At 59.2% G+C, this 19,657-nt stretch carries 4 protein-coding genes (1 of these 4 cut by a window edge); all 4 read left to right on the forward strand.

Going from position 1 to position 19,657, the window contains the following annotated elements; translation table 11 throughout:
• Tightly spaced (at most 53 nt apart), the 4 genes in view from AB8516_RS00625 to AB8516_RS00640 form a layout consistent with a single transcriptional unit that may run on beyond the window.
• Positions 1–11,501, forward strand: partial view of an Ig-like domain-containing protein gene (locus AB8516_RS00625; RefSeq protein ID WP_369157054.1) — the end only. 33,913 nt of this gene lie to the left of the window's left edge; the window shows 11,501 of its 45,414 coding nt (coding positions 33,914–45,414); the start codon falls outside the window, past its left edge; it ends in the stop codon at positions 11,499–11,501.
• 53 nt (positions 11,502–11,554) lie between these two features.
• Complete coding sequence (locus AB8516_RS00630; protein WP_369157056.1) at positions 11,555–12,403, forward strand: peptidylprolyl isomerase; 849 nt, start codon at positions 11,555–11,557, stop codon at positions 12,401–12,403.
• A 4-nt stretch (positions 12,404–12,407) separates the two neighbouring features.
• Entirely contained in the window at positions 12,408–13,313 is a 906-nt protein-coding gene (locus tag AB8516_RS00635; protein WP_369157058.1) for a peptidylprolyl isomerase, read from the forward strand.
• A 26-nt stretch (positions 13,314–13,339) separates the two neighbouring features.
• A complete protein-coding gene (locus AB8516_RS00640) occupies positions 13,340–19,630 on the forward strand; it encodes a thrombospondin type 3 repeat-containing protein (protein WP_369157060.1) in 6,291 nt (2,096 codons plus the stop codon).
• The last annotated feature ends 27 nt before the right edge of the window (positions 19,631–19,657 follow it).

A 19,657-nucleotide genomic window follows, 5' to 3' on the forward strand; every position in this document is an offset into this window, starting at 1 on the left:
TCTCAACCATCCGCTTGAGAAACCTCTCCCAGACAGGCCGTTATCACCAGGTCTATGCACCGAATGTGTTGGCCTATATGTACGACAAGAGTCTGGTCGATAGCGATAACGATCGGCTGAAGGATATCTACGAGTTTGTGGCGGGTACCGATCCTTACACCCAGGACCATGACGGCGATGGTTTGTTGGATGGCTTTGAATATCGCTATGGATTCGATCCGCTGGTCAATGGCGAAGCTGATCCAGCGACCTGGGAGGCGGCAGCTGACAGCGATAATGATGGTTTGAACAACCTGGCTGAACAGCAGCACAATACCCATCCGCGCCTCAGCGATACCGATCTCGACGGATTGTCGGATGGCGCGGAAGTCGATCTGCACGGCACCGATCCGAAAGACTACGATACCGACCGGGACGGCCTGGCGGATGGCCAGGAGATCTCCAGAGGCGCCGATCCGTTCGATACCGACAGCGACGACGATGGATTGAGCGATGGCGATGAGGTCAATAACTATTCGACCAATCCGGTACTGGCCGACACCGATGGGGATGGCTTGTCCGATGCGGTGGAAGTGGCGACACAGGTCTTCTGCGACAATGGCCAGCAGTGTCTCAGTCCCACGAACTCCACAGATGCCGGCCAGGACTTCGACGATGACGGCCTGACCAACAAGCAGGAGATCCAGGTCTATCTGACCGACTGGGTCGATACCCCGGATACCGATGGAGACGGCATGCTGGACGGTACCGAGGTACTGCTCGGCCTCGATCCCCACAATGAGGATACGGATGGTGACGGCTTGCTGGATGGGGAAGACAATGATCCCCTCTCAGTCGATACCGAATTGCCCAGCGTAGCGCTTGTGGAGCCGCTCAGCGGCGAGACCCTGGTCTATGAGCAGCAGCTCACCCTGCGAGCGGATGTAATTGACAACGGTCAGATCGCTGAGGTGATCTTCTTTGCCGATAGTGTTGAAATCGGCACCGTTACCACTGCGCCCTACGAACTGCCCTATACGGCTCCCGTGTCGGGAGCGACCCTGATATTGGAGGTTCGCGCAACAGACAGTAATGGCAATAGCGAAACCACCGGTCCAGTAGAATTCACTTTGGGTAGTGATCCCTACACCACGGTTACCGGGCGTGTCGTGGATGTGTTGAACAATCCGGTCGCCGCTGCGACGGTGACGGTTAGCGGCCTCTCAGAGGTGACCGATGCCGAGGGGCTCTTCACCATCGCCGCGCTGCCGACAACCTCGCAGAGCCTGCTTGTCCATGCGGAAGCCCTGTTCGGTAACGAGCCCATGCAGGCCGACTCTGCCGCTTTTGCACCGCCGCGTGGCGCTGTCCATGATGTAGGTGATCTGGTGTTGAGGGCTGTGGGCCTGACCCCGGTCGATCTGGTGGCTGAGCAGGATCTTGCCTACGAGGGTGATGTCAATCTGGCGCATGCGCTCACGGGGGCCGGATACCACTGGGATGTCACCAGTTACGGGACTCTTTATAATGGCACCGACAATGCCTTCGATCATGCCCAATATCTCTACATCAATGGCAGTCGCTATCAGTCCGGATCGCTGGCAAGCCTGAGAATGCAAGGGCGCGAGTTGACCTTGCGGACACAACAGATCGGCGGCCTCAATGTGGCGCGCAAGATCTACGTGCCGGAAGAGGATATCTATGCCCGTTACCTGGAGCTGATCGAAAACACCTCCGCCACGGAGCAGATCGTGACGATCTCTGTGCGGGGCAACTTCGGCGCGAATGCGGCGACCCAGGTGATTGCAACATCCGGTGGCTCAATCGAACGCGACATCGACGGCAATTTCATCGAGGCGACCGATTACTTCCTGGTCGATGACGATTGCGAGGGATGCGGCACACCGGCAGTCGCTCTGCTGCTGAGCGATTCGAATGGCGGCGTGACTCCCGGGGTTGTTCGTCTCTACAGCAGTGACGACTATATCGTGGATTACCAGGTCACCGTGCCCGCCGGGGAACGGCGCGTGCTGATGCACTACGTGGTGCAGCATCATGATCGCGCCACCGCCCAGGCCCGTGTGGCGGCCCTGCACGCCGCCAATTCCGATATTCAAGGATTGACGGTTGAGGAAGCGGAGCAACTGGTCAACTTCCATCTGCTCGCTGACAGCGATAGCGACGGCCTCTTCGATGCGGAAGAGGTGCCACTTGGACTCGATCCCTTCAATGATGATAGTGATGGTGATCAGCTGCTGGATGGCTTTGAGGTCAACTATGGTCTGAACCCGGCTTCGGAGAGTGGTCTTGGAGAGACCGACGAAGACAGCGATTCGGACGGATTGAGCAATCTTGAAGAGCAGAACAACGCTACCAACCCCAATATCGACGACAGCGATGGGGATAACCTCTCAGACGGCGACGAAGTCAACATCCATGGCTCGGATCCGAATTCTGCAGATTCGGATGGCGATGGCCTGACCGACGATGTCGAGGTCGGACTGGGCACCAATCCGCAATTGGTCGATAGCGATGGCGATGGGCTGGATGACAATGCGGAAATCTACAACCACGCCACCGATCCGACCCTTGAGGATAGCGATGGGGACGGTATGGGCGACGGTTTTGAGGTCACTTACGACATGACCACTGTCGATGCGGCCGACGACACCGACCAGGATGGTCTCAGCAATCTGCAAGAGTTTACCGCGGGCACCAATCCGCGCAGTGAGGATACGGACGGTGACTTGTTGCTCGATCGTTGGGAGATTGCGACCTATCCGACAGATCCTCTCCTGGCCGACAGCGACAGCGGTGGCCGCAGGGACGGGGATGAGCTGTATGCCGACGACAGCGATGCCATGGACGGAGCGGATGAGCTGGCTTCCATTCGCTACGATCAGAATCTTACGGATGAAAACGGACGCTACTGGTATGTGGAAGACTCGGACGGCCGTGTGCGCGGTTCGACCTCGTACGCAACAAGCTTCGCTTTCGATCTGCGCATCAATGGCCAGGATTACACCAACGCCACTTATGATAACTATTATGAAATGGCCACCAGTGCCGATGGCCGTGAATTGCGCTATTCGGCGATGGCGGTGGGGGATCTGCGGGTCAGCCGCCGGGTCTTCGTGCCCAGTGTGGGCGGGGCCTTCATCCGTTACCTGGAGGTGTTCCACAACCCGGGCGACCTGGCTCGTGAAGTCAATCTCCAACTCGATTCCCGCTACTACGGCACCAACCTGGAGGTGGTGACCTCCGATGGGGACGATGTGCTGACGGACGCTGACAACTATGTCATCTTCCGTGACCTCAGCAGTTCAACCAGGCCGATCCTGGGCCATATCTTCGCCGGTCCCAACCGCGATATCGGTCCGCATAGTCAGACCGCGCGTCCTGACAACAACTGGAACGTCAACTATCGTTTCACCGTGCCGGCCGGCGGACGGCGTATCGTCATGCACCTGGGCATCCTGGAAGGGGCGATGAGCAATGCCCAGAGCAATGTCGGGCAGCTGCTGCTGGCGGAGGGTGCGGTGCTCGACTACCTCACCGAGCAGGATCAGGCCGACATCGTCAACTTCTTCGCCTATGCGGATGCCGACCAGGATGGTCTCAGCGACGCCCAGGAGTCGATCCTGGGAACCGATCCCGCCAACCCGGATCATGATGGTGACGGCACGCCCGATGGTGTGGATCACGCTCCCCTGGATGCGGATGCCCTGGCGCCGGTTATCGCAGCGGTTACACCGCCCGATACGCAGATGCTGGTCGTCGGCGAGACGCTGACGCTCACGGCGCAGGTGACCGACGATACCGGTTTGGCCTCGGTCGAGTTCCTGGTGGATGCCAGCGCCGTTGCACAGGATCCCTCGGAGGGAGACCTCTACTCGGCGACAGTCAGCGTAGCGGATGCCGCCACTCTGCAACTGACGGTGCGCGCGACGGATAATGCGGGTCTGTCGTCCGAGACATCCCAGACTTATACGATCTCCACAGATCCGGGTGCTACGGTTACCGGCCGTGTTGTGGATAGCGCCCAACACCCCATCGCCGGCGCGACGGTATCGATCGGCAGCCGCACCACGACCACCGATGCGGACGGACTGTTTACCCTGACCGATGTGGCGACCGTCGATCAACTCATGCAGGTTCATGCCGAGTCCATGTTCGGTAACGAACGGGTTGTGGCGGACTCCGCACGCTTTGCACCGCCCCGCGGAACTTCCCACGATGTGGGTGATATGATCCTGCAGTCCCTGCTGTTGAAGCCGGTGAATGTGATCCCTGAGCGTGATCTGACCTATGAAGGCCAGGTGCCGCTACCGCATCTTCTCATGGGCAGTGGTTATCGCTGGGATATCGATACCCTAGGTCGCATCGACAGCGGTACGGACAGCGCCTTCTCCCGGGCGGGACTGCTCTATATCAATGGCAGCAACTATTCAGATGGGTCGCCCGTCGGTGTGAGAATGCAGGGCCGAGAGCTGACCTTGCAGGCCAGGCAGATGGGTGAGTTCAATGTGGTGCGCAAGATCTATGTGCCGGAGAACGATATCTATGCCCGCTATATCGAGCTGATCGAAAACAGCTCGGCGATCGAACAGAGTGTCACGGTTCGGCTCAACGGTTGGGTCGGTTCCACCTATGATACACAGCTTCTCGCCAGTTCCACTGACAGCGTTGAACTCGATCAAAACAACCGGTTTGTGGAGCCCACGGACTATTTTGTCACCGATGATGACTGCGATGGTTGCGGAACACCGGCGGTCGGTCTGCTGTTCAAGGGCGTCAGTTCACAATACGCCCCGGATAGCGTTGTCCTCAATCCGGCTTATGGCGACTACTCCGTGACCTACCAGCTGACGATTCCAGCCGGTGAGCGCCGGGCGCTGATGCACTATAAGGTGCAGCACAGCGATCCGGTGACGACCCTGGGCAGAATCGACGAGCTGCATGCGGCCGATTATGAGATCGAAGGGTTAACCGCTGAAGAGACGGGGCAGTTGGTCAATTTCCGCATCCAACTCGACAGTGACGCTGATGGTGTTTATGACGCCGACGAGATACCTCTGGGTCTCGATCCGTTGGATCCGGATACGGACAACGATGAACTGAGCGACGGATTCGAAATCTACTACGGCTTCAATCCCGATTCGCCCGCCGGTAGCGAAGAGACCCATCTCGATGGCGACAACGATGGCCTCGACAATCTGCAGGAACAGACTTACGGCTCGCAACCGGATAATCCCGATAGCGATGGCGACGGACTGTCGGATGGCGACGAGGTCAATCTCTATCAATCCGATCCTGTATCCACTGATAGCGATAACGATGGCCTGGCCGATACCCTCGAAATTACCCTGGGTACCCTGCCGGGGAATGCGGACAGTGACGGTGACGGCTTGGACGACCGGTCGGAAATCTATGACTACTATCTGGATCCCCTCAATGTGGATTCCGATGCTGACGGTATGTCGGACGCATTCGAGATCAACTACGATCTGCTGGGTGCATCGCCCTATGACGATAACGACAACGATTCGTTGACGAATCTGGAGGAATATACTCAGGGTACCAACCCGCACAGCCAAGATAGTGACAGTGACGGACGCAGCGATGCAGTGGAAATCCTTATCGATCATACCGATCCGCTGGATGCCGCTCAGTTCGGTGAGCAGGTCAATTACACCCATAGCCTGACCGATGCCGATGGTGATTATTGGTCCTTCTACAGCTATACCGGCGTCGTTCAGGACACCACCAACGGCTCCACCGGCAACGCATTCAATTTGACGGTCAACGGATTGTCATATCAGGCCGGTTACGCCATGGCCCTCAGCCAAACGGGAAGAGAAGTCCATTTTATCCCGGATCTGCTCGACGGCCTGCGTGTCTATCGCCGTGCCTATGTTCCGGAGAGCACAGACGCCTTCGTGCGCTATATCGAAGTGATCGAAAACCCGAGCGATAGCGACAAGACGGTGGAGCTGGCGCTCACCTCAACCTATGGCAACAACGCTAACGGCATCGAATACATAACCTCGGACGGTGATGCTTTACTGGATCGGCATGATGACTATGTGGCAATGCACGATCCGGCCAATACCACCCCCAGGTCACTGCTGCATCTCTTCAATGGCGCGCACAGTCAACTGGAACCGGATGCCGGTACCGCAGCGGTTGGCCGCGACTGGACCGTTGGATACACCTTCGTCGTGCCCGCGGGCCAGCGGCGGATGATCATGCACCTGGCGGCCATGGAGACCGGTCTCGCCAATGCGCTGACGGTCGCCGAGAGTCTGCATGGCGTGCAGGGACAGGCGCTGGACGGACTGACTCCGCAAGAGCAGGCTGAGGTGATCAACTTCTTCGCCTATCCCGATCAGGATGGCGATGGCTTGAGTGACGCGGCCGAGACCCAGTTGGGCACCCTGGTCGATAATCGGGATAGTGATGGCGACGGACTGTTCGATGGGTTCGAAGTCGAATACGGTTTCGATCCGCTCACCCTCTCAGGTGAAGCTGCCGCCGATGCCGACAGCGATGGTTTGAGCAATCTCCAGGAACAGGAGCAGGGTAGCGATCCTCATCAGGAGGATACGGACGGCGACGGCTTGTTGGACAGTAGCGAGGTCAACGACCACGGATCGAATCCCAACACCGCCGATAGCGACGGGGATAGCGTTGAAGATGCCGTAGAGGTGGCCATGGGGACCGATCCCGCTGCTGCGGATAGCGACGGCGACGGCCTGGATGATTACGCTGAGATATATACCCATCCCACCGATCCGCTGCTCGAGGATACCGATGGGGATCTATTGCCGGACGGTTTCGAAATCAGCCATGGCTTCGACCCCCTCAACGATACGGGTGTGACGGCATCGGACAACGATCTGGATGGACTCGACAACCGGGCTGAATCGCTGGCCGGCACGGACCCATTCTCCGCTGATACCGATGGCGATCTGTTGGGCGACGGGAACGAAATCGGTTATTACAATACCGATCCGGCCCTCAGGGATACCGATGGCGCGGGTCTATGGGACATCGACGAGCTGTTTGTCACGGAGACCGATCCTCTGACGGCGGGCGATGACGCCAACGTCACGCTGACCTACTACTCCAGCTATCTGTACGATAACTACGGCCATGATTGGGAGGTCTCAGCCAGAGATGGAGAGTTGAGCGCCTACTTCGGTGAAGGTCAGCTTAGAGCCCTGACACTGTCGGTCAATGGTGTCGAGTATGCTGCTCATAACGGGAACCAGGATTCCGGCGAAGGGAATAATGCTCCGCTGGTGGAGACCGGTATCGGCCGGTTGAGCACGACGGCCGGCGCCATCGACGATCTGGTGATTCAGCGCCGTATCTATGTACAGGGTGTCGCCTCAGATGGTGGTGAGGAAGGGCCACCCGAAGGCGCGGGTGATTTCACCGGTTTCGTGCGTTATCTCGATGTCGTGGACAACCCCACGGACCAGGCAAAACAGTTGTCCCTCACTGTTACGACGGCGTTGCCCTACGGTCTGAACGGATCACCGCAGACATCGAGTGGCGATACCCTGCTTACGGATGAGGACCGCTATATCCTGCTGCCGGACTACGGTACCACCATCGGTTATCTGTTCGCCGGTCAGCAAACCGTGGCTCGGCCGTCGGTGAGCATGGCTGACACCGGCCTATCGGTCACCTATCAGTTATTCGTGCCGCCCCATAGCCGTCGCTCGGTGATGAGTTTCGTCACCTACGACTATGACAATACCCAGGTCGAATCCACATTGGTGGATCTGATGAGTATGCAGCCTGGCGCGCTGGATGGCCTGAGCGAAGCGGAAAAAGCCACGATCACCAACTTCTTCCCCGCTGAAGATCGTGATTACGATCGCTTGAGCGACAACGACGAGGCGCAGCATGCCACCGATCCGGACGACCCGGATTCCGACGGTGATCAACTGGAAGACGGCTTCGAGGTCCGTTACGGTTTCGATCCGCTGTCGCCGGCGAACAGCGGTGAAGCGGATCAGGACGGCGATCTCGACAATCTGACCAATCTTCAGGAGCAGTCTCTCGGCACCGATCCGACCGTGAGCGACAGTGATGGAGACGGCATCGGCGATGGCGATGAATATCTGATTCACAATACCGAACCCACCCTGCCGGATAGTGACTTCGATGGCCTGAGCGATGGAGAGGAGCTGGCTTTGGGCACCGATCCGTTACTATCGGATAGCGATCAGGATGGTCTCACCGATGCCGAAGAGATTCAGCAGCACGGCACCGATCCTTTGCTGGCCGACAGTGATGGCGACAGCTTGAGCGACGGTTTCGAAATCACCTACAGCCTTAACGATCCGCTGGCTGACGAGGATGGTGACGGCTTCAATAACGCGCAGGAGTCGTCGGCCGGAACCGATCCATTCAATCGGGACAGTGACGCCGATCTACTGTGGGACAACCGGGAGGTGAATGAGTATCAGACCGATCCCAACCTCACCGACACCGACCTTGGCGGCCGCAGCGATACCAATGAACTGATTGTCGATGGCACTGATGCCACACTTGAGACGGACGATCTTGCAACCCTGTCGGGCCATCAAACACTGTATGAAGAGAGTGGTCGTTATTGGCGCATCGACAACTACCGTGGCCGAGTCAGTTCGACGACCGATAGCGCCACCCGGGATAGCTTCCTCCTCAGGGTCAACGGCATTGAATACACCAATCCCAGCTATCGCATGGGACAGAGCAGTGACGGCCGGGAACTCTATTTCAATGCGGCTGGCCAGGATAACCTGATTTTCAGTCGCCGGGTTCGTGTACCCGAATCGGGACAGGGGTTGATCCGCTATCTGGAAATCGTGCATAACCCGACAACGATGCCGCAGGTAGTTCGGCTGGAGATAGAGAGCGACTACCGCGCATCGGATGAGAATATAGCCGTAGTCACCTCCTCAGCCGATGAGCAATTGACGCCAGAAGATGATTTCCTGGTGCTTAGCGATATCGCGTCAACCAGTAACCGCCCCAGTCTTGGCCATCTGTTCGCAGGAACCAACGGTAGGGTCAGGCCTGACGCCACAACCCTGATCGGCGGACGTTGGACCCTGGCCTATCGCTTTATGGTGCCGCCGGGCGAGAGCCGTATGGTTCTGCACGCCGGGGTGATGCAGAACAGTAGTGACGCCACCCGGATTCTGCTGGATAGCTTGCGCCACCCCGGTGATCATCTGCTCGCCGGTATGAGCGATACAGATCGGGCGTCGGTGGTGAACTTCTTTGCCTATGTCGATCGGGATGAGGATGGGTTGAGCGATGAGGATGAGCTGGCGGTGGGCACGGACAACAGTCTGCGTGATACGGATGACGACGGCCTGTTGGATGGCTTTGAGTTCCACAACGGCTTTAATCCGTTGTCGCAGGATGGCGGTGAGGCCGCTTTGGATGAAGATGGCGATGGCCTGAATAATCTGGATGAGCAGACCTTCGGAACAGACCCGCGTGCGGTGGATAGTGATGGCGATGGTCTCGACGATGGGGCAGAAGTTCACGATCACGGCACGGACCCGATGCTGTCTGATACCGACGGTGACGGCTTGTCGGATGCCCAGGAGATAGCCGCGGGTACGAATCCGGTATTGGCCGACAGCGATAGCGATGGTCTGTCGGACAGGGATGAGTTGCAGCTGCATAACACCGATCCTCTGGAACCCGACACAGATCACGACGGTATGAACGACGGTTTCGAGATTATTTACGATATGAGCGCCGCCAATGCGGCCGACGATCCAGACCAGGATGGCCTGAGCAACGCTGAAGAGTCCGCCGCGGGCAGTAATCCTCACGTAGCGGATACGGATGGTGACCAGCTTCTCGACCGCTGGGAAGTGGTGCTTTACGGTACGGACCCCAGCCAGGCGGATAGCGACAACGGCGGCCGCCGGGATGGGGATGAATTGTTCTCCGACGACAGCGATGCCCTGAATGGCGCCGATGAACTTGCCACTCTCCACTACAATCAGAATCTCACGGATGAAAACAATCGTTATTGGTCCGTGGAAGATTCGGACGGGCGTGTGCTTGGCTCAAGTTCGACGGCGACAACTTTTGCTTTCGATCTGCGGGTCAACGAAGTGGAGTACACCAATCTGCTTGACGGCGGCTCTTACTACATGGCCACCAGCGCCGATGGCCGCGAGCTGCGCTATTCAACGATGGCGGTAGGGGATCTGCGGGTCAGCCGCCGGGTCTTCGTACCCAGCGTGGGCGGGGCCTTCATCCGTTACCTGGAGGTGATCCACAATCCGGGAGAAGAGGCTCGTGAAGTCAATCTGCAACTCGATTCCCGATACTATGGCACCAACCTGGAAGTAGCGACCTCCGATGGTGACGATCTGCTGACGGATGCCGACAACTATGTCATCTTCCGTGACCTCAGCAGCTCATCCAGGCCGGTCCTGGGTCACGTCTTCGCCGGCCCCAACCGTGATATCGGTCCGCACAGTCAGACCACCCGTCCTGACAACAACTGGAACGTCAACTATCGCTTCACCGTACCGGCCGGCGGACGGCGCATCATCATGCATCTGGGCATCCTGGAAGGAGCGATGAGCAATGCGCAGAGCAATGCCGGGCAGCTGCTGCTGGCGGAGGGCGCGGTGCTCGATTACCTCACCGAGCAGGACCAGGCGGATATCGTCAATTTCTATGCCTATGCGGATGCCGATCAGGATGGCCTCAGTAATGCACAAGAGACGGCTGCCGGTACCTCCTCCAATAATCCGGACAGCGATGGCGACGGTCTGAGCGATCGTTTCGAGGTCAGATATGGTCTGGATCCGTTATCCGACACAGGGGAGGCGCTTGCCGACACGGACGGGGATGGCTTGACAGCGCTACAGGAACAGCAGTCAGGCTCCTCTCCCGACGACGCCGACAGTGACGGCGACCAGCTCGACGATGGTGCGGAATCCGCCGCGGGAACCGATCCGGCAAACCCCGACACTGACCAGGATGGTCTCACTGATCATGAGGAGATCAACAGCCACAACACCGACCCGCTGGCGGTGGATTCCGATCTGGACGGCATGGACGACCACTTTGAAGTGGTGTACGGCCTGCAAAACGAATCTGCGTTCAACGACTTCGATGGGGATGGTTTGAGCAACTTGGCCGAGTTTGATTTCAGTACCGATCCGACGCTGCCCGATACGGACGGCGATGGTTTGGGTGATTACCAGGAAGTGTTTGTCCACCAGACCAACCCCAACAGTCAGGACAGTGATGGCGATGGCTTGAGTGATGGAAGCGAGATCACAACCCACAATACCGATCCGACAGAACGCGATACGGAGTGGGACGGACTGGATGATTACCAGGAAGTCATGGTCTATTTCACCGACCCGAATAACTGGGATACCGATGGCGACGGCGCAGCGGACCAGGAAGAGATTATGGAGGGCACAGACCCTTTGGACAGGACCAGCGTGCCGGACTACATCGGTGAAGGGGGATATTGATGAGACAGAACTTCTCCCCAAGCTATATGAATTACTCCACGGAGGTAAATTGAATGAGATTGAAACATCTGATACCGGCGGCGTTGCTGACGCTGTTGGGGCCGCTGGCCCTGACCGGTTGCAGTGATACGGGCAAACCCGCTGTTGTTGGGCAAGTGGTGGCGGAGGTCAATGGCAAGGCGATTCACAAACAGACCTTTGACGCCTATCTCAACCATAAGCGTATCGCCGAGGATGACGAAAAGCGGATCGAACGTGAACTGAATACTTACCTGGAGCGTGAAGGTCTGGCGGAGGTCATTCTTCAGCAAAAGGTACTGGATGCTGAACAGATCCAGGTGGAGGTCAATGAATTTAAGAAGCAGATGCTGACCTCCCGCTATTTCGAACAGTATCTGCGTGACAAGGTCAACGAGGCCGCGATCCGTAATTTCTATACGGCCAACCCTGAGCGGTTTCAGAGCCGAAAGGTCCATGTCGCCCACGTGCTGATCCGCACCAATCCGAAAATGAGCCAACAGGAGAGAGAGGCGCTGCTGACCAAGGCCCAAGAAGCCTATAGCAAGGCAGTGAGCAGTCAGGATTTCGAACTCCTGGCCAAGCACTACTCAGAAGATCTGATGTCGGCCAAAAAGGGCGGGGATCTGGGCTGGATCAAGGAAGGCTCCATCGATCCGGCCTTTACCAAGGCGGCATTCGGCATGAAGACCGGGGAGGTCTCCCCGCCTGTCACCACGCCGTTCGGCTTCCATATCATCAAGGTGCTGGAGGCGGCGCAAATCGTGAAGCAGCCTTATGAAAGCGTCAAGGGCGATATCAGCTTCGAGCTGCGTCAGCAGGCGAAACAGGCCGAGATGAAACGTCTCTTGTCCCTGGTTTCCATCGACAAGCGTGGTTCGTAACGTGATGGATCGATGCTACAGCTTTGGCTTGATCGCACCCCTTTGCGGTCTGCTGCTGTTGAGCGCCTGCAGCCGGGATGAGGCGCCTTCCGGAGAGCCAGTTCAACCTCGGCAGGAAGTGACGAATAAAGGCGCTGAACCGGTGGCTCTGGCCTATGTCAATGGTTCGCCGATTACCGAAAACGAGGTGCAACGGGCGATGCGGAAATTGTTTACTGAGCGGGTACCTCAAGTCGGTGGGGAGCAGGTAAGAAAGCGTATTCTCGAGAGTCTCATCAGCAGCCGGGCCATCTCCCTGTTGGCCCAGGAAGAAATCGATAGTGAAGCGCTTCAGACTCTGGATGCAAAGGTAAAGGCCTATCGTGAAGAGCTGTTGGTGCAGGATTACCTGTCTCGCCATGCCGCTCCGGAGCCGGTATCGGGCGATATGGTGAGCGACTATTACCGGGATCATCCGGACGAGTTCGGGGGCGGTGTCAGCAAACGCTTCGAAATGATCCAGACCTATCGTCAGATTGAGGAGGATGAGCGCAAGACACTGATCGGCAGGCTGTCTGAGCTCGGCAAGGTGGAGGATTGGAATCGTTGGCTGGAAGAGAACAAATCCCTCCCGGTCAATCTGCGCCAGCTGACCGCCAGGGTCGAGGTGCTGGATCAGCCGATACAGGCGCTGGTCGCCTCCACGAGTGAGGGTGAAACCTCGCCGCTGCACATCGACGATGTCATTACGGTCGTCCGGGTCAATGCCGTCGAGCGGCATCCGCCGCAACCCCTGGCGGAAGTCAGCGCTGAAATACGCAAACGGCTTGCGCCGATCAAGATGCGCGCGGCGATCAAACGATTGGCCGAGGATGCCTTGCTAAAAGTCAAAGTCGATGTCGTGGCGGACAGGCCGGACAACAGCGGATAGACAGCATTTAAGGATAGAGCGGGTTCATGAAATCTCTTTTCGACACTAGTCAGAGCAGCTTTTTTGGCGGGGGTCACGCACAGCCCATGACGCTGCAGAAGCGTCTGCGCGGATTGATCTGCCTGTTCATGCTGCTGGTCACAGGCGCCAACCTGCAAGCGGCAGTTGATGTTCCCTATCCCTATGCCACCGGCTTTGACACGGCGGATGAGCAGGCCCTATGGCTAGTGAACGGACATTGGGGCATCACCACCGGCACGCCGGACAGACCAAGCCAAAGCGGCGACTATCACCTGGACAACAATCCCGATGCCTTGGATCAGTATGCGGCCAACAGCAACCATGACGCTGTTGCAGACTGGCGTGTCGCCATTCCGCTTGATGCCGTCAACCCGGTGTTGAGCTACCACTATCAACTTCATCTCCTGAGCAGCGACAATTTTTATGTCGAGGTCAGAGACTCTGAGACTTCACCCTGGACCAGATTGAAGGTCTATACCCGTAAAAACAACCACAGCAGCTATGTGCGCGAGACCCTGGATCTGAGCAGTTTCCGTGGCCAATCGATTCAACTGCGCTTCAACCAGCGCAACTCGTATAATCACGGCGCACGGCTCTGGCTGATCGACGACCTGCAGGTGGGAGAGGAGCAGTTGCCGGCCCTGACCTATCCCTATGTCAACGGTTTCGAGACGGTGGCGGAACAGGCCGACTGGAACCGCCAGGGGACCTGGGAGGTGCTGGACGAGCAGGGCGCCAGGGTCAACCACGGCGGCGGTTATCATCTGGACAACAACCCGGGCGAGTTGGATCAATACGCCTACAACTCGGGCCAGCTGGCGACCCTGAACGGCGCCATCGCCATACCGGCGGACGCGATCCGGCCGGTGCTGAGTTACTGGTATCAGCTCGAACTGGGGAACAGCGACAACTACTATGTGGACATCCGGCCGTTGGGTGAGACCGCCTGGACGCTGCTGAAGAAATACACCCGCAAAGACAACCACGGCGGCTATGTGCGCGAGACCCTGGATCTGAGCGCCTACCTCGGTCAGTCGATCCAACTGCGTTTCCGCCAGGGCAACGCCTACAACCACGCGGTACGGCTCTGGCTGATCGATGATCTGCAGGTGGGAGAGGAGCAGCTGCCGGCCCTGACCTATCCCTATGTCAACGGTTTCGAGACGGAGGCGGAACAGGCCGACTGGAACCGTCAGGGGACCTGGGAGGTGCTGGACGAGCAGGGCGCCAGGGTCAACCACGGTGGCGGTTATCATCTGGATAACAACCCGGGCGAGTTGGATCAATACGCCTACAATTCGGGCCAGCTGGCGACCCTGAACGGCGCCATCGCCATCCCGGCGGATGCGATCCGGCCGGTACTGAGTTACTGGTATCAGCTCGAACTGGGGAACAGCGACAACTACTATGTGGACATCCGGCCGTTGGGTGAGACCGCCTGGACGCTGCTGAAGAAATACACCCGCAAAGACAACCACAACGGCTATGTGCGCGAGACCCTGGACTTGAGTGCCTACCGGGGTCAGTCGATCCAGCTGCGTTTCCGCCAGGGCAACGCCTACAACCACGCGGTACGGCTCTGGCTGATCGACGACCTGGAGGTGGGAGAGGAGCAGCTGCCGGTCCTGACCTATCCCTATGTCAACGGTTTCGAGACGGTGGCGGAACAGGCCGACTGGAACCGTCAGGGGACCTGGGAGGTGCTGGACGAGCAGGGCGCCAGGGTCAACCACGGCGGCGGTTATCATCTGGACAACAACCCGGGCGAGTTGGATCAATACGCCTACAATTCGGGCCAGCTGGCGACCCTGAACGGCGCCATCGCCATCCCGGCGGATGCGATCCGGCCGGTACTGAGTTACTGGTATCAGCTCGAACTGGGGAACAGCGACAACTACTATGTGGACATCCGGCCGTTGGGTGAGACCGCCTGGACGCTGCTGAAGAAATACACCCGCAAAGACAACCACAACGGCTATGTGCGCGAGACCCTGGACTTGAGTGCCTACCGGGGTCAGTCGATCCAGCTGCGTTTCCGCCAGGGCAACGCCTACAACCACGCGGTACGGCTCTGGCTGATCGACGACCTGGAGGTGGGAGAGGAGCAGCTGCCGGTCCTGACCTATCCCTATGTCAACGGTTTCGAGACGGTGGCGGAACAGGCCGACTGGAACCGTCAGGGGACCTGGGAGGTGCTGGACGAGCAGGGCGCCAGGGTCAACCACGGCGGCGGTTATCATCTGGACAACAACCCGGGCGAGTTGGATCAATACGCCTACAATTCGGGCCAGCTGGCGACCCTGAACGGCGCCATCGCCATCCCGGCGGATGCGATCCGGCCGGTGCTGAGTTACTGGTATCAGCTCGAACTGGGGAACAGCGACAACTACTATGTGGACATCCGGCCGTTGGGTGAGACCGCCTGGACGCTGCTGAAGAAATACACCCGCAAAGACAACCACGGCGGCTATGTGCGCGAGACCCTGGATCTGAGCGCCTACCTCGGTCAGTCGATCCAGCTGCGTTTCCGCCAGGGCAACGCCTACAACCACGCGGTACGGCTCTGGCTGATCGACGACCTGGAGGTGGGAGAGGAGCAGCTGCCGGTCCTGACCTATCCCTATGTCAACGGTTTCGAGACGGTGGCGGAACAGGCCGACTGGAACCGTCAGGGGACCTGGGAGGTGCTGGACGAGCAGGGCGCCAGGGTCAACCACGGCGGCGGTTATCATCTGGACAACAACCCGGGCGAGTTGGATCAATACGCCTATAATTCGGGCCAGCTGGCGACCCTGAACGGCGCCATCGCCATCCCGGCGGACGCGATCCAGCCTGCGTTGAACTTCTGGTCGCGACTGCAACTCAACAGTAGCGACAACTACTATGTAGACATCCGGCCGTTGGGCGAAATCGCCTGGACAACGCTAAAAAACTACAGGGCAGCCAACAACAGTTCCGTCTATCAACTCGAAGTGCTGGATCTGAGCGCCTACCGCGGTCAATCGATCCAACTGCGCTTCCGTCAAAGAAACGCCTACAACCACGGCGCGCGGATCTGGCTGATCGATGATCTGCGTGTCGGCGTCGACGCCACCTACGACCAGGATGGAGACGGCACTCCGGACTTCGAAGATTCCGACCGGGATGGCGATGGGGTCGAGAACGCCCAGGATGTCTTTCCCGACAATAGCAATGAGTGGTCGGACCTGGACAGCGACGGCATCGGCGATAACAGCGATCCGGACCGGGATGGGGACGGGGTGGTCAACGAACAGGACGCTTTTCCCGACAATCCCGGTGAATCATCCGACCTGGACGGCGATGGCGTCGGCGACAACAGCGACCCCGACCGGGATGGCGACGGCATCGGCAACGACTATGAGACCCAGCTCGGTTTCGATCCCGACAATGCCGCCAGCGTTCCCCCGGACCTGGATGGCGACCGGATACCCGACGCGCTGGACGACGACCGGGACGGGGATGGTGTGAACAATACCCAGGACGCCTTTCCCGATGATGCCGCCGAGTCCTCGGACCTGGATGGAGACGGTATCGGCGACAACAGTGATCCGGACCGTGACGGGGATGGCTTCAGCAACGAAGAAGAGATTCAGGCGGGCACCAATCCCGATAACCCTCAACACTACCCCGACCAGGTCGCCCCCCAGCTCACCCTGGATGGTCTGACGGAGCGGGTGACCGATGCCGCGACCATCGACCTGCGCGGAGGGGTGTCCGACGACAACAGCGGGCTGGCGTCTCTGACCCTTGCCTCGGACCGTTTTCCCGGGGTCGCCATGGCGGCCATCATCAATAACGGACAGTGGACGGCCAATGTACCCCTGGAGATCGGCATCAATCTGATCACCCTCACCGCATTGGACCAGGCCGGCAATCAGGCACAGCTCGGCCTCAGCGTGGAACGGCAGAGCACCGACAGCCAGGTCGCGCTGGTCATCGACTATCCCCAGAGCAACAGCGTGGTCAATGAACCCGAGATAGTGATTCGCGGCCTGTTCCGTATCGAAACTCCGGCTCAGGTCATGAGTGTGACGGTCGACGGCACACCCCTGGTACTGACCGATACGGCGCTCAATACCGAGTTCCGCTTCGAGTCCGCCCCCCTGGCCCTGAGCGAAGGCCTGAACAGCTTCCTGGTGCGGGGCGAGGCGGACGGGCAGGTGGCGACCCGGCAGGTCAGCGTGACCTACCAACCCGAGCAGCAAACCCCGGCAGCGCCGCAGATCAGGGTCCTGACTCCCGTCTCAGGGAGCTATCTCTATGAATCCGGTTTCACCCTGGCAGGTGAGATCGACGCCCCCGGACAGCTCGCCAGTTTGAGCCTCAACGGCACACCCGTTGCATTCACCGATCTGCACAGCGGTCTGTACGCCTTTCGCGAGGCGGTCGGCTTTGAGAGTGGTGCTTCTCAATTGACTATCGATCTGGTGGCGGAAGACGAGCAGGGCCAGGTCGCCACACTGCAAGTGGAGTACCTGCGGGATCAGGAGGCCCCGGTGATCGTCATCGACCAGGCCCTGGATCCGGCTCCGGCGGAGAATCAGGTCAACGAGCAGCCCTACCGCCTGCAGGGCAGCATCATGGAGGCGAACCTCTCCGCATTCACCATCAACGATATCCCGGTAGCGCTCACCCCGGGAGTTGTGGATGGAGAGTACCGTTTCGATACCGCCCTCCAGCTCAATCCGGGTGAGTCCCTGCCTCTGGTCCTTACCGCGCATGATCTGGCGGGTAATCGCAGCAGCCTGGATTACCTGCTGCGTCTCGACGCCAGCGTCTCCCTCGCCATGCTACTGCCCGCTACCGGCACCGAGCTGATCCAGACCGGTGCGCCGATACCCTTGCAGCTGGCCGTGGAGATCAGTGGCGTCGGTGCGGCGGACGTCCTGGCTAATGCCGAGCTGCACAATGCCGGTGGCAGCGTGGTGGCGACCGCCGCACTGTTTGGAGACGCAGGTGTCAAGGGTGGCGAGATCGAGGTGCCCGCCCAGGCGGGAGATTACGAAATCACGGTGACGGTCAGCGACAGCGGCGGCCAGATCCTGGCGGTCACCCACCGGCGCCTGTTGGTGAAAGACCCGGTAGATGTCCCCCTCGAACTGGAGCGCATGGAGCCTGCCGACGGTCAGCAGGGGGTCGAGCCCAATGGGTTCATCAGCTTCTATTTCAACCAACCCATCGACATTACTGAACTGACCCTGAGCGTGCATGAAACGGCCCACGGCTACACCTACCAGGACCTGGATGAGCCGGGTACGCCGGCGCTCAACGCCCAGGGTTACCAACTGGTTGAGATCAGCCGCAGTTACGAGCCGGTGCCGGGTAGCCTCTCGCTGCTGCCGGGGGATCGGGTAGTGGCGTTCTATCCCGGACGGGAACTGGCCTACGGTGGGGAGGTGTTTGTCGATGTCAGCTATGCGGGAGAGGAGATCCACCGCAGCCTGTTCCGCACCCGCCCCCTGCCGACCTTCATCAACGGCACCGTGGTCGATCAGTTCGGCCAGCCGATCCCCGGCATCAGTGTTACGATCCCGGAACTGGGGCGCAGCACCAAAACCAACAGCGATGGTGCGTTCGCCTTCGGCTATCGTGATCGTTATGACCAGACAATACCCGGCGGTCGCTACGAACTGCGGATCAACCCGGAGCTTGGCGACCCCAGCTTCGGCTCCCTGGCGCTCTGGGCCAGTGTACAGGAGGGGCGGCTCAACAACCTGAAAGTCTCCCGCCTGCCGGTGCTGAACAAGGATGTGCCCTTCACCCCGGTGCAGGGACGCGGCAACCTCAGCCTGCTGCAAGGCGCCCTCAACCTCGATCTGACCCAGGCGGACCTGCTGTTTCCCGACGGCGGCCGGCAGGGGGACATCCATCTGCAGTTCAGCGATTTCGCGCAACTTCCCTATCCGGTCGGCGGCAACCACATGCCTCACTGGGTCTATACCGTGCAACCGGCCGGTGTGCGGGTGGAGGGCGAGCTGCGGGTCGATATCGCGATGCCGACCCTCAACCATACCCACAACTACCTGCCTGACGAAGGCGATCATGTGCTGATGCTGGGGGTCGACCCGCAGGCGCGGCACATCGTTCCGGTGGGCGTGGCGCGGATCGAGAACCGGCGCGCGGTCAGTGCCGGAGACCAGCACTACCAGGTGCTCGACGTATTCGGCTACGCCCTGGTGCCGAGCGAGGCCCAGCCTCACATGCAGGCCTATGCGGACGGTGAACTCGAGTTGAGGCAACTCCTGATCGCCCTGGACAATCTGACGGAACAATAGAGAGCCATGCGGACATCCCTTACCAGA

This window comes from Candidatus Thiodiazotropha sp. LNASS1, assembly GCF_964212655.1.
Taxonomy (GTDB): domain Bacteria; phylum Pseudomonadota; class Gammaproteobacteria; order Chromatiales; family Chromatiaceae; genus Thiodiazotropha.

Bases quoted from the DNA above. Each gene is read 5' to 3' on its own strand.
- AB8516_RS00640 (WP_369157060.1), top strand. From the start codon at position 13,340: ATGAAATCTCTTTTCGACACTAGTCAGAGCAGCTTTTTTGGCGGGGGT.
- AB8516_RS00630 (WP_369157056.1), top strand. From the start codon at position 11,555: ATGAGATTGAAACATCTGATACCGGCGGCGTTGCTGACGCTGTTGGGG.
- AB8516_RS00635 (WP_369157058.1), top strand. From the start codon at position 12,408: ATGGATCGATGCTACAGCTTTGGCTTGATCGCACCCCTTTGCGGTCTG.